The organism is Streptomyces sp. NPDC020379 (assembly GCF_044387105.1).
Lineage (GTDB): Bacteria > Actinomycetota > Actinomycetes > Streptomycetales > Streptomycetaceae > Streptomyces.
The window spans coordinates 120,264-132,886 of sequence record NZ_JBIRVR010000004.1 but is presented as its reverse complement, the minus strand read 5'-3'; the positions used below and the strand labels follow the sequence as shown (position 1 = coordinate 132,886).

At 71.9% G+C, this 12,623-nt stretch carries 11 protein-coding genes and 1 tRNA gene; 9 read left to right on the top strand and 3 right to left on the bottom strand.

Features of this window, described 5'->3' with window-relative positions; genetic code table 11:
- The first annotated feature begins 22 nt into the window (after positions 1-22).
- Entirely contained in the window at positions 23-1,843 is a 1,821-nt protein-coding gene (glmS, locus tag ACH427_RS07215; RefSeq protein WP_398868416.1) for a glutamine--fructose-6-phosphate transaminase (isomerizing), read from the top strand.
- Positions 1,844-2,165: 322 nt separating this feature from the next.
- Here glmS and ACH427_RS07210 read toward each other — a convergent pair whose 3' ends face one another.
- The gene (locus tag ACH427_RS07210; RefSeq protein WP_366003486.1) at positions 2,166-2,687 is read right to left on the bottom strand and encodes a universal stress protein; all 522 of its coding nucleotides are present in this window, start codon (positions 2,685-2,687) and stop codon (positions 2,166-2,168) included.
- Between the two features lie 422 nt (positions 2,688-3,109).
- On the opposite strand from ACH427_RS07210, the gene ACH427_RS07205 reads away from it, so the two are divergent.
- The 8 genes from ACH427_RS07205 (at position 3,110) to ACH427_RS07170 (ending at position 10,906) form a co-directional block, all read left to right on the top strand.
- Positions 3,110-3,517: a hypothetical protein gene (locus tag ACH427_RS07205; RefSeq protein WP_398868415.1), complete on the top strand. Its 408-nt coding sequence runs from the start codon at positions 3,110-3,112 to the stop codon at positions 3,515-3,517.
- 368 nt (positions 3,518-3,885) lie between these two features.
- Positions 3,886-5,241: a helix-turn-helix domain-containing protein gene (locus ACH427_RS07200; protein ID WP_398868414.1), complete on the top strand. Its 1,356-nt coding sequence runs from the start codon at positions 3,886-3,888 to the stop codon at positions 5,239-5,241.
- Between the two features lie 5 nt (positions 5,242-5,246).
- Entirely contained in the window at positions 5,247-5,855 is a 609-nt protein-coding gene (gene orn / locus ACH427_RS07195; protein WP_398868413.1) for an oligoribonuclease, read from the top strand.
- A gap of 95 nt (positions 5,856-5,950) precedes the next feature.
- A tRNA-His gene (locus tag ACH427_RS07190) sits at positions 5,951-6,023 on the top strand.
- 308 nt (positions 6,024-6,331) lie between these two features.
- Entirely contained in the window at positions 6,332-7,609 is a 1,278-nt protein-coding gene (locus tag ACH427_RS07185; protein WP_398868412.1) for an extracellular solute-binding protein, read from the top strand.
- The gene (locus tag ACH427_RS07180; RefSeq protein ID WP_398868411.1) at positions 7,606-8,595 is read left to right on the top strand and encodes a carbohydrate ABC transporter permease; all 990 of its coding nucleotides are present in this window, start codon (positions 7,606-7,608) and stop codon (positions 8,593-8,595) included. Before ACH427_RS07185 ends, ACH427_RS07180 begins: the two co-directional genes overlap by 4 nt.
- Before the next feature lie 9 nt (positions 8,596-8,604).
- A complete protein-coding gene (locus tag ACH427_RS07175; RefSeq protein ID WP_398868410.1) occupies positions 8,605-9,453 on the top strand; it encodes a carbohydrate ABC transporter permease in 849 nt (282 codons plus the stop codon).
- 52 nt (positions 9,454-9,505) lie between these two features.
- Complete coding sequence (locus ACH427_RS07170) at positions 9,506-10,906, top strand: GH1 family beta-glucosidase (protein ID WP_398868409.1); 1,401 nt, start codon at positions 9,506-9,508, stop codon at positions 10,904-10,906.
- Positions 10,907-10,943: 37 nt separating this feature from the next.
- Here ACH427_RS07170 and ACH427_RS07165 read toward each other — a convergent pair whose 3' ends face one another.
- A complete protein-coding gene (locus ACH427_RS07165; protein WP_398868408.1) occupies positions 10,944-11,813 on the bottom strand; it encodes a spermidine synthase in 870 nt (289 codons plus the stop codon).
- A gap of 56 nt (positions 11,814-11,869) precedes the next feature.
- Positions 11,870-12,316, bottom strand: a complete 447-nt coding sequence (locus ACH427_RS07160) for a hypothetical protein (protein ID WP_398868407.1) — start codon at positions 12,314-12,316, stop codon at positions 11,870-11,872.
- Positions 12,317-12,623: the final 307 nt, after the last annotated feature.

Here is a 12,623-nt window from a genome sequence, read left to right as displayed (position 1 = left end):
ACTTCGCCTGGGAGGGCTCACTATGTGCGGAATCGTCGGATATATCGGTAAGCGCGATGTCGCTCCGCTGCTGCTGGAGGGCCTCCAGCGCCTGGAGTACCGCGGTTACGACTCCGCCGGCATCGCCCTGCACGCCGGCGGCAAGGCCGGCGGCCTGAAGACCGCCAAGGCCAAGGGCCGCGTCCGCGAGCTGGAGGCGCGCCTGCCCAAGCGCTTCGCGGGCAGCACGGGCATCGCCCACACCCGCTGGGCCACCCACGGCGCCCCGAACGACGTCAACGCCCACCCGCACGTGGACGCCGAGGAGAAGGTCGCCGTCGTCCACAACGGCATCATCGACAACGCCTCGGACCTGCGTGCCCGGCTGACCGCCGACGGCGTCGTCTTCCTCTCCGACACCGACACCGAGGTCCTCGCCCACCTCGTCGCCCGCTCCCAGGCCGCGACGCTGGAGGAGAAGGTCCGCGAGGCGCTGCGGCACATCGAGGGCACGTACGGCATCGCCGTGCTGCACGCCGACTTCCCGGACCGCATCGTCGTCGCCCGCAACGGCTCGCCCGTCGTGCTGGGCATAGGCGAGAAGGAGATGTTCGTCTCCTCCGACGTCGCCGCACTGGTGAGCCACACCCGCCAGGTCGTCACCCTCGACGACGGCGAGATGGCCACCCTGAAGGCCGACGAGTACCGCACGTACACCACCGAGGGCTCGGCCACCTCGGCCCAGCCGACCACCGTGGAGTGGGAGGCCGAGTCGTACGACATGGGCGGCCACGACACGTACATGCACAAGGAGATCCACGAGCAGGCCGACGCCGTGGACCGCGCGCTGCGCGGCCGCATCGACGACCGCTTCTCCACCGTGCACCTGGGCGGCCTCAACCTCGACGCCCGGGACGCGCGCGCCGTGCGCCGGGTGAAGATCCTCGGCTGCGGCACCTCCTACCACGCGGGCCAGATCGGCGCCCAGATGATCGAGGAGCTCGCGCGGATCCCCTCCGACGCCGAGCCCGCCTCGGAGTTCCGCTACCGCAACCCGGTCGTGGACCCCGACACCCTCTACATCGCGGTGTCCCAGTCCGGTGAGACCTACGACGTCCTCGCCGCCGTGCAGGAGCTCAAGCGCAAGGGCGCCCGCGTCCTGGGCCTGGTGAACGTGGTCGGCTCGGCGATCGCCCGCGAGACCGACGGCGGCATCTACGTCCACGCCGGCCCCGAGGTCTGCGTCGTCTCCACCAAGTGCTTCACCAACATGGTGGTCTCCTTCGGGCTGCTCGCCCTGCACCTGGGCCGCATCCGCGACCTGTCCGTCGCCGACGGCAAGCGGATCATCGAGGGCCTGCGCAAGCTGCCCGCCCAGATCGCCGAGATCCTGGCGAACGAGGCGGAGATCGAGAAGCTGGCCGGGGAGTACGCGGACGCCAAGTCGATGATGTTCATCGGCCGGGTGCGCGGCTACCCCGTCGCCCGTGAGGCGTCGCTGAAGCTCAAGGAGGTCTCGTACATCCACGCCGAGGCGTACCCCGCCTCCGAGCTGAAGCACGGCCCGCTGGCGCTGATCGAGCCCGCGATGCCGACCGTGGCGATCGTGCCGGACGACGAGCTGCTGGAGAAGAACCGCGCCGCGCTGGAGGAGATCAAGGCCCGCAGCGGCCGCATCCTCGCCGTCGCGCACCAGGTGCAGGAGAAGGCCGACCACACGATCGTGGTGCCGAAGAACGAGGACGAGCTGGACCCGATCCTCATGGGCATCCCGCTCCAGCTGCTGGCCTACTACACGGCGAAGGCCATGGGCCGCGACATCGACAAGCCGCGCAACCTGGCGAAGTCCGTCACCGTCGAGTAGTGACCCCCGGGGCCCTCGGGCCCCTTCAGACCGGTCCTGCCGCACCTGTCCTGCGGCGGGTCCGGGACAGCCCTCCCCACGCGTGCCACCCGTCCGCGCGGGGAGGGCTGTCTCCCCTTGCCGGCGGCACTCTCCCGCCGGCGGACGCCGCCGGTTCCGGGAACCGTCACCTCCCGTCCGGCAGCACGTCACCGCCCCGATTCCTACCCGCCACCGGGGCCGTAGCCACCCCTACGCGCGGGTAGATTCATGAGCCGTCAAACGCGCGGTACGGGATCATGCCCCGGACGGGCGACGGGAGTTGACGTGGCCAGGGTCAGGGTCAGGGGATGACGACGACCGGCCGCTGCGCGCGCCGCGCCAGCCGCCCCGCGACCGAGCCGAAGATGCGGCCGACCAGACCGTGGGTGGAGCCGACGACGATCGCGTCCGCCGCGTACTCCCGGCCGACCTCCTCCAGTTCGTGACAGATGTCGCCACCGCGCTCGACGAGGATCCACGGCACCTCGGACAGATGGTCCGCACAGGCCAGTTCGAGGCCCAGGACCTCGGTGCGGTGGTCCGGGACGTCCACGAAGACCGGCGGCTCACAGCCCGCCCACACGGTCGTCGGCAGCCGGTTGGCCACATGGACGATGATCAGGCCCGAGCCGGAGCGCCGGGCCATCCCGATTGCATACGCAAGCGCTCGCTCGCTCGACATGGAACCGTCGAAGCCCACCACGACACCGTGCTGGAACGCCGGATCGCAGGAATGGCGTGATTCTTCCGCCGCTTCGGGGTGCGCCGCGTGATCGGCGACCCGCTTGCGGTCCGCGGGTTCGGGGAATTCGTGACCGGCCATCGGTGTCTCGGCGAAGGATGTCCTCGTGCGGAGGGATCAGCGGTGGACTGGTTGCAGTTGTCAGAGGAGGAACAGAAGCAAGCGCCGGGAAAGACGCGGCCCGGAGCGTCCCACAGGATCATGGACGAGAAATCCGTCCGGGATTCATCTTTTCAAGCACTTGCCTTCAAGGGTACGGCGACACCCGCCGCCTGCCCAGAGGCCGCCCGGCGGGACGGCCCGGAGCGGCCGGGACGGCGGCCCCGTCCCCGGGCCCGGGGACACGAGGACGCCGGGCGTTCCCCGGAGCATGCACGAGGGCGGCCCGCAGCGCAATGCCCCCGCAGCAACGCGGCCGTACTCCTGATGCACGCGGCGCAGTGACCCAGGCGCCCGGCCGGGCGTTGTACCACCGTCAGCCGCCGCCAGCAGGGAGCCGCTCCGTGCCCGGAACCCGTGATCACACCCGCGCCGACGACTCCGGGGCGGAGTCCCCCGATCCGGTGAGCGATGTGGTCCGCTGGGCGGCCTTCAGCTGTGTGCTCGTCCCTGTCGTCCTGCTGATGTGCGGTCAGTCCTTCGGCGGGGCCGCCGGCACCGCGGCCGGTCTGGTGGCCCTCACCTGCGTCTGCCGCGCGCTGCTGCGCCGCTCCGAACGCACCGCCGCGCAGGCGCCGCCCAAGCCCCACCCGGCGCCGCCGGCACCGGAATCCAGCCTTCCGCATCGCGGCCGCCACGGCCGCACGGGCGTCGGCAGCCATCGCGGCAGCAGTCGGCCGGGGGCGTCCACGCCGGGCGGCACGCGGGGCGCGCCCCGGGGGGATACGCCGGGTAGTACGCCCGGTGAATGACACCTTCGTACGGATGCACCCGTTGGTTTTCGGCCAACTTCACGCCGAACCCCTCACCTTGGCCTGAGCAGCCCCCAACAGCCGGTCGACCAGCAAGGAAAGGACCGCGGAGGGCGGTTGCACCCTACGGGGATTGGGCATGGGCGAGAGGCGTACTTTTCACCGAGCCCTGCAAGTGCAACGCTTCGTGATCGAACGCTTCGCGCCAAGTTGTCATGTCGACATAGAGCCGGGTGGTGAACTGGTCACCGCGACTCCGTGTGACGCAGTAGATTCGATCTTGGCCATGACCGGCGGGGGAACCGTTCAGGACCGAGGGGAAACGTGCAGGACCGAGAGGACTCGACCGCCGAGGGGGGCTTAGCGCCATGAGCCAGGACTCCACGACCGTACCGGAGACCACGCGCAAGCTCTCCGGACGCCGCCGCCGGGAGATCGTCGCAGTGCTGCTTTTCAGCGGCGGCCCCATCTTCGAAAGCTCCATTCCGCTCTCAGTGTTCGGGATCGACCGACAGGACGCTGGGGTACCCCGCTACCGACTGCTGGTATGCGCGGGCGAAGATGTGCCATTGCGAACAACCGGCGGCCTGGAATTGACCGCACCGTACGGCCTGGAGGCACTCTCCCGGGCCGGCACCGTCGTCGTACCGGCCTGGCGGTCGATCACTCAGCCGCCGCCCACCGCCGCACTCGACGCACTGCGCCGCGCCCATGAAGAGGGTGCCCGCATCGTGGGGCTGTGCACCGGTGCCTTTGTACTGGCCGCCGCGGGCCTGCTCGACGGCAGGCCCGCCACCACCCATTGGATGTACGCGCCCACGCTCGCCAAGCGCTATCCGTCGGTCCATGTGGACCCGCGGGAGCTCTTCGTCGACGACGGTGACGTACTGACTTCCGCGGGCACCGCGGCAGGCATCGACCTGTGCCTGCACATCGTCCGCACCGACCACGGCGCCGACGCGGCGGGGGCCCTGGCCCGCCGTCTCGTCGTGCCGCCCCGCCGCAGCGGCGGACAGGAGCGCTATCTCGACCGGTCTTTACCGGAGGAGATCGGCGCCGACCCGCTCGCCGAGGTCGTCGCCTGGGCGCTGGAGCATCTCCACGAGCAGTTCGACGTGGAGACGCTGGCGGCCCGCGCCTATATGAGCCGCCGCACCTTCGACCGGCGGTTCCGCTCGCTCACCGGGAGTGCCCCGTTGCAGTGGCTGATCACTCAGCGGGTGCTCCAGGCGCAGCGGCTCCTGGAGACCTCGGACTATTCCGTGGACGAGGTCGCCGGGCGCTGCGGCTTCCGCTCGCCCGTGGCCCTGCGGGGTCACTTCCGCAGGCAGCTGGGGTCCTCCCCGGCCGCCTACCGCGCCGCCTACCGGGCGCGCCGCCCGCAGAGCGGCGTGGCCGACCGGCCCGAACGGGGCGAGCGGCCGGACCGGCCGGAGCGCTCCGACCGGTTCGAGCGCGCGGAGCTGGGCGAGCAGCGCAGCGGGGAGCCGGCGGTGATGGCGATGCGGCGGTCGGCCCTGGCCGGCGCCCATGCCGTCGCGGGCCCGATCATGGCCACTCCACCACCACATAGCGGGCATGGCGGACATATCACTCAGTCCGCTTCCCACGGTGGACACGGTGGCGGCCATCTCGGCGGCGGGGGCGGTCCGGATCCGGGCAAGCCGGAGTCGGACCTCTACACCCCACGCCTGCCCGGCCAGCGGGAACGCCCCGTAGGGTGAGACGCATGAACGATCGCATGGTGTGGATCGACTGTGAGATGACCGGGCTCTCACTGTCGCAGGACGCGCTCATCGAGGTGGCCGCCCTGGTCACCGACTCGGAGCTGAACATCCTCGGCGACGGCGTGGACATCGTCGTCCGCCCGCCCGCCGAGGCCCTGACCACCATGCCCGAGGTGGTGCGCCAGATGCACACGGCCTCCGGGCTGCTCGCGGAGCTGGACAACGGGACGACGCTCGAGGACGCGGAGCGGCAGGTCCTCGCGTACATCCGCGAGCACTGCCCGGAGCCGGGCAAGGCCCCGCTGTGCGGAAACTCGGTCGGCACCGACCGCGGCTTCCTCGCGCGGGACATGCCGGCGCTGGAGGACCACCTGCACTACCGGATCGTCGATGTGTCGTCGGTGAAGGAGCTGGCCCGCCGCTGGTATCCGCGGGCCTACTTCAGCAGTCCGAAGAAGAGCGGCAACCACCGGGCGCTCGCGGACATCCGCGAGTCGATCGCCGAGCTCCGCTACTACCGCGAGGCGATCTTCGTGCCGCAGCCCGGCCCGGACTCGGACACCGCGAAGGCCATCGCGGCCCGGCACGTGCTGCCCGCTCAGGGGGAGTGACGCAGCTCGCTCCCGGAACCGGCGCCACCTGGGAGCGAGCACCCCCGAAGACCCTGTACACTTTTTCTCAGCCGGTGGGAAACACACCGGACATGGTGGGTATAGCTCAGCTGGCAGAGCACCTGGTTGTGGTCCAGGATGTCGCGGGTTCAAGTCCCGTTACTCACCCTGATCGAAGGCCCCGGTCCGCGAAAGCGGACCGGGGCCTTCGGCGTTGGCGGCTGCTCCCCCGGGGCGTGCGCCTGTAGCCCCTAGGAGTGAGCCGGGGCCCGGGCGGGGAGAGTTCACCGCCCGCCCGGGGGAAGGCTCAGGTGTCGCAGTGCGCGCTGCGGCCGGCGCCGCGCCGTGGCATCTGACGGAAGGTCGTGACCGATGGCCCGTGACCCGGTGGAAGCCCGCAGGCCCGGCGAGGGGTCCCGCCCCGGACGACCGTGAGCGCCCCGGTGGGCGGCCCGCGCCGCCCGGGACCGGCGCCCGTGGCGCTCGCCACCGCCATCGCGCTCGCCGTGGCCCTGCTCGGCAGCTGCGCCAGGGACGACGAGGACGCGAAGCCGGCCGGCGGCCGGACCACCGTCACCGTCGGCACCTTCGGGGTCTTCGGCTACAAGCAGGCGGGCCTCTACGCGGAGTACGAGCGGCTGCACCCGGACGTCACGATCAAGGAGAGCGTGATCGAGCGGAACGACACCTACTACCCCCAGCTGCTGACGCACCTCGCGGCGGGCAGCGGCCTCTCCGACATCCAGGCCGTGGAGGTGGGCAACATCCACGACGTGGCCACCACCCAGGCCGACCGCTTCGAGGACTTCTCCCGGGTCCCGGGCGTGCGCAAGGGCGACTGGCTGGACTGGAAGTGGGCGCAGGCCACATCCGCCGACGGCAGGACGGTCGGCCTCGGCACGGACATCGGGCCCATCGCCGTCTGCTATCGCAAGGACCTCTTCGAGAAGGCCGGGCTGCCCACGGACCGCGAGCGCGTCGGCAGGCTATGGGCCGGTGACTGGCGGAAGTACCTCGACGTCGGCCGGGCGTACCGGAGCAAGGCACCGGCCGGCACGGTCTTCACCGACTCCGCGGCCGGGATCTACAACGCGTCCATCCACGGCTACGCCGAGCGCTACTACAACCGGCGCGGCAGGGCGGTCTACCGCCGGAGCCCAGCGGTCAGGGCCTCCTGGCGGCTGGCCGTGCAGGCGGCGCGCGGCGGGCTGACGGCCAGGCTCAAGCAGTTCGAGAAGCCCTGGGACCAGGCGTTCGCCAACGGCCGCTTCGCGACCGTGGCCTGTCCGCCGTGGATGCTCGGCTACATCAAGGAGAAGGCGGGCGCGGCGGGCAAGGGCAAATGGGACGTGGCCCCCGCCCCGAGGCCCGCCAACTGGGGCGGCTCCTTCGTCACCGTGCCCAAGGGCGCCCGCCACCGGGCGGCGGCGATCGCGCTCGCGGTCTGGCTGACGGCGCCCGAGCAGCAGGCCAAGCTCTTCGACCGGCAGGCGAGCATCCCCTCCACCCCCGCCTCGTACGCCATGCCGCTGGTCCGGGACGCGCGCAACCCCTACTTCGGGGGCGCGCCGACCGGGCGGATCTTCGCGGAGGCCGCCCGGAACATCCCGACCCTGGTGATCGGCCCCAAGGAGCAGCAGATCGGGACGGCCTTCACCGATGTGGCGATCCCCCAGGTCGAGCAGCAGGGCAGGGCGCCCCGCGCGGCCTGGAAGGCGGCGCAGAAGGAGATCGACAACGCGGTGGACGAATGACGGCGACGGCCGAGGCCCTCCAGGACACGGACGTCCCGCCGCCCGGGGGCACGGAGAAGGGGCGGAGCGGGCCACGGCCCTGGCGCAGCCGGCTCTGCCGGTGGGACGTGCGCTACAGCCCGTACGCCTTCGTCGCGCCCTTCTTCCTCTTCTTCTCCGCCTTCGGGGTCTTCCCCCTCCTCTACACCGGCTGGGCCTCGCTGCACCGGGTGGACCTCGCGTCGCCGGACCACATGGAGTGGGCGGGCGCGCACAACTACCTCCGGCTGCTGGACGACGCCTTCTTCTGGAACGCGCTGCGCAACACCTTCACCATCGGGGTCCTCTCCACGGTCCCCCAGCTGCTGATGGCCCTCGGCCTGGCCCACCTGCTCCACTTCCGGCTGCGCGCCGCCTCCTTCTGGCGGGTCGCGCTGCTGACCCCGTACGCCACCTCGGTCGCCGCCGCGACGCTCGTTTTCGTGCTGCTCTACGGGCGGGACTACGGGATGGTCAACTGGGCGCTGGGCGCGGCCGGGATGGGGCCGGTCGACTGGCAGAGCGGCCGGTGGACCTCCCAGCTGGCGGTCGCCTCGATCGTGATCTGGCGGTGGACGGGCTACAACGCGCTGATCTATCTGGCGGCGATGCAGGCCGTGCCGGACGAGCTCTACGAGTCGGCGGCGCTGGACGGCGCGTCGCGGACGCAAGCGTTCCGCCATGTCACCGTGCCCGCGCTGCGGCCGACGATCCTCTTCACCGTGGTCGTCTCCACGATCGGGGCGACCCAGCTCTTCGGCGAGCCGCTGCTGTTCGGCGGGGCGGGCGGGCAGAAGGGCGGCGCCGCGCACCAGTTCCAGACACTGGGGCTCTATCTCTACGAACAGGGCTGGTTCGACTTCCATCTCGGGCGCGCCTGCGCCGTCGCCTGGACGATGTTCCTCATCCTGCTGCTGATCGGCGCGGTCAATATCATGATCGCGCGACGGCTGGGGAAGACCCGGTGAGGGGCTGATGTGACGATCACTTCGACCGGGCGCGCCGGACGGCAGCTGCACGGCGGGCCGGTCACCTACGCCGTGCTGACGCTGTTCACCGTGGGCTCGCTCTTCCCCCTGGTGTGGACGGCGATCGCCGCGTCGCGCGACAACACGCGGCTGGCGCGGACGCCGCCGCCCTTCTGGTTCGGCGGCAGGCTGGCGAAGAACCTCGGCACGGCGTGGGGCGACGCCCACATGGGCCTCGCGCTCCTCAACACCACGCTGGTGGCGGGCACGATCGCCCTGGGCACGGTGCTGTTCAGCACCGTGGCCGGCTTCGCCTTCGCCAAGCTGCGCTTCCGGTTCAGGGACACGCTGCTGCTGCTGACGGTCGGGACGATGATGGTCCCGCCGCAGCTGAGCGTCGTGCCCCTCTTCATGGTCGTCGCCGAGCTGGGCTGGACCGACCAGCTCCAGTCGGTGGTGCTGCCCACGCTGGTCAGCGCCTTCGGGGTCTTCTTCATGCGGCAGTATCTGGTGGAGGTGCTGCCCACCGAGCTGATCGAGGCGGCCCGCGTGGACGGCGCGAACAGCCTGCGGGTGGTGTGGCACATCGTCCTGCCCGTCGCGCGGCCCGCGATGGCCGTGCTCGGGATGCTCTCCTTCGTGCAGGCGTGGAACGACTTCTTCTGGCCGATCATCGCGCTCACGCAGGAGAACCCCACCGTGCAGGTCGCGCTCACCGGGCTCGGCCGCGGTTACGTACCCGACCAGGCGGTGGTGATGGCCGGTGCGCTGCTGGGCACCCTGCCGCTGCTGCTCGCCTTCACCCTCTTCGGCAGACAGATCGTCGGCGGCATCATGCAGGGCGCCGTCAAGGGCTGACCCCTTCGTCATCTCCTCCCCCTTCCGACTTCCCCCACCCGGGAGCGCTTCCATGACCGTGAACTTCCCGCCCGGCTTCCTCTGGGGCGCCGCGACCGCCGCGTACCAGATCGAGGGCGCGGCACAGGAGGACGGCCGCACCCCCTCCATCTGGGACACCTTCTCCCGCACGCCCGGCAGGACCCTCGGCGGCGACACCGGCGATGTGGCCACCGACCACTACCACCGCCGCGCGGAGGACGTCCGGCTGATGGCCGAACTCGGCCTGGGCGCCTATCGCTTCTCCGTCTCCTGGCCCCGCGTGCAGCCCACCGGCCGCGGCCACGCCTCCCAGCCGGGCCTCGACTTCTACCGCGCGCTCGTCGACGATCTGCTCGACCGGGGCATCCGCCCCGTGCTGACCCTCTACCACTGGGACCTGCCGCAGGAGCTGGAGTCGGCGGGCGGCTGGCCCGAGCGCGGGACGGCGCACCGCTTCGCCGACTACGCGCACCTGGTCGCCGAGGCGCTGGGCGACCGGGTGGAGCTGTGGACGACCCTCAACGAGCCCTGGTGCAGCGCCTTCCTGGGCTACGGCTCGGGAGTGCACGCCCCGGGCCGCACGAACCCCGTGGCCGCCCTGCGCGCCGCCCACCACCTCAACCTGGCCCACGGCCTGGGTGCCCAGGCGCTGCGCGCGGCCCTGCCCTCACGGGCCCAGGTCTCCGTGACACTCAACCCGGCGGCCGTCAGGGCCCGCACGGACTCCCCCGAGGACCGGGACGCCCAGCGGCGGATCGACGCGCTCGCCACCCGTATCTTCACCGAGCCCATGCTCCGCGGCGCATACCCCGCGGATCTGCTCGCCGACACCGCGGGGCTCACCGACTGGTCCTTCGTGCACGACGGCGATCCGCACGTCATCCGGCACCCCCTCGACTCGCTGGGCATCAACTACTACGCGCCTACAGTGGTATCAGCCGCCACTGACAACGCCCCGGCCCGCGAGGGCGGCCACGGCTCCGCCGACCACTCCCCCTGGCCCGGGGCCGAGCGCGTCACCTTCCACCGGCCGCCCGGCAAGCGGACGGCGATGGACTGGTCCGTCGACCCCACGGGCCTGCACGAGCTGCTGACGCGCTTCGCCCGCGAGTTCCCGGGCCTGCCGCTCATGGTCACCGAGAACGGCGCCGCGTACGACGACAAGCCCGACGGCGACGGCGTGGTGCACGACCCGGAGCGCATCGCGTATCTGCACGCCCATCTCGACGCCGTCCGGCGGGCGCTGACCGACGGCGCGGACGTGCGCGGCTACTTCCTCTGGTCGCTGCTCGACAACTTCGAGTGGGCGTACGGCTACAGCAAGCGCTTCGGCGCGGTGTACGTCGACTACGCGACCCAGGCGCGCACCCCCAAGTCGAGCGCCCGCTGGTACGCCCAGGTGGTGCGTACGGGACAACTCCCGCCGTACTGACGGCTGTCGGCCCGCAGCCCGGCGAACTGCCGGGCCGCTACTCGAAGACGGAGGGCGGCGGGGCCGGTGACGGCTTGGCGCTCGCGTCGGTGACGGGGGCCGCGCCGCCCGTGAAGTCGGCCAGGGCGCGGCCGTGTTCGACCCTGCCCTGGTGCGGATCGGTGGCGGCGCGCCGGGTCAGCTCGGAGACCGGCAGCTCGTGATCGGAGGCCAGCAGCACGGCGTTGCCGAAGCGGCGCCCGCGCAGGACCGCCGGGTCGGCGGTCAGGCACAGCTCGGGGAAGACCGTGCGCACGGTGGCGATCTGCGCCTTGACGTAGGGCAGGGGCGGCCCGTCCGCGAGGTTCGCGGCGTAGAAGCCGCCCGGCCGCAGCGCGCGCCGCACCTCGGCGGCGAACTCCGCGCTGGTCAGGTGCGCGGGGGTGCGGGCGCCGCTGAAGACATCGGCGATGATCAGATCCGCCCAGCCGTCCGGCACCTTGGCCAGGCCCTCGCGGGCGTCACCGCCGCGCACCCGGACCCGCCAGGAGGGATCCAGGGGCAGCTCGCGGCGGACCAGCTGGACGAGCGGGGCGTCGATCTCCACGATCTGCTGGGTGGAGCGGGGCCGGGTCGCGGCGACGTAGCGGGCGAGGGTGAAGGCGCCGCCGCCCAGGTGGAGCGCCTGGACCGGCTTGCCGGGCGGGGCCACCAGGTCGGCGATGTGGCCGAGCCTGCGCTGATAGGCGAATTCGAGATACGTGGGGTCGTCGAGGTCGACGTGGGACTGCGGCGCCCCGTCTATCGTCAGGGTGAAGCCGCGTGGCCGGTCCCGGTCCGGCACGAGGGCGGCGGTCCCGCCCGCCACCTGCTCGGTGACCGGCTCCGCCGCCCGCCCACGCCCTTGCTTCTGCCTGCTCTTGCCCATCGGGCAATTATCGCCCGTGCCGCCCCCGGGCCGCCCGGCCACCGGCGGCGGGCCGCCTAGCGGCAGCGGTCGACGGCCTCGATGGTGCGCGCCGCCTCGCCGAGCGCCGCCCGCAGCACGGCGGGATCCGTCGCCTCGGAGAACGCGGCCTCCGGCGCGACGAGCCAGCCGGTGCCGGTGAGCGGCGGCGGCTCCGCCGGGTCCGTCTGGAAGCCGCGGCCGCGCGGCTGGGTGCAGGCGCTGCCCGGGACGTCCCAGGCGTCCGCCGTGCCGGGCGGCACCAGGAAGCCGAGGGTGTCGCACTCGCCGTCGTGCAGCACGGGGCCGACGCCGTCACGCAGCCGCAGGATGTCGACCGCCTCCAGGCCCTGCCTGGCGGGCACGGTGACGAGGTCGCACTGCCCGGCGTCGACGGCAGCCTGGGCCGCGCACGGGGACGGCGACGGGCTGTGGTCCTCACACGGCAGATGCAGGGCCGTCGTACGCGAGCTGCTGATGTCCACTCCGGCCTCCACCAAGGGAAACCCCTCCTCCGCCGTGCCACTCCGCGTCGAGCGCGCTCATGGGTACAACGCGCGAACCACGTCAACGGCAACGGTGCCATGCCGTCACAAAGGATGGCACTTCATGGCGGATCGCAAGTGAGATATCCGTTTTGTAGCCAAACACGGGGTAGTGGCCCTCTCGTTGCCGGTACGGTCTTCTCCGCCGAACGGCAGCTCCGCCGCTCCGGCAGCCCGACGGGCAGCAACAGCCCACGCCCCCGTTCGCATCCCGCGGGGCGGTACTCGCCAGGAAGAGGGGCCGGCC

Excerpts from the sequence above, each read along its gene's own strand:
- orn (WP_398868413.1), top strand. The coding sequence starts at position 5,247 with ATGAACGATCGCATGGTGTGGATCGACTGTGAGATGACCGGGCTCTCA.
- ACH427_RS07180 (WP_398868411.1), top strand. The coding sequence starts at position 7,606 with ATGACGGCGACGGCCGAGGCCCTCCAGGACACGGACGTCCCGCCGCCC.
- ACH427_RS07210 (WP_366003486.1), bottom strand. The coding sequence starts at position 2,687 with ATGGCCGGTCACGAATTCCCCGAACCCGCGGACCGCAAGCGGGTCGCC.
- ACH427_RS07165 (WP_398868408.1), bottom strand. The coding sequence starts at position 11,813 with ATGGGCAAGAGCAGGCAGAAGCAAGGGCGTGGGCGGGCGGCGGAGCCG.
- ACH427_RS07170 (WP_398868409.1), top strand. The coding sequence starts at position 9,506 with ATGACCGTGAACTTCCCGCCCGGCTTCCTCTGGGGCGCCGCGACCGCC.
- glmS (WP_398868416.1), top strand. The coding sequence starts at position 23 with ATGTGCGGAATCGTCGGATATATCGGTAAGCGCGATGTCGCTCCGCTG.
- ACH427_RS07200 (WP_398868414.1), top strand. The coding sequence starts at position 3,886 with ATGAGCCAGGACTCCACGACCGTACCGGAGACCACGCGCAAGCTCTCC.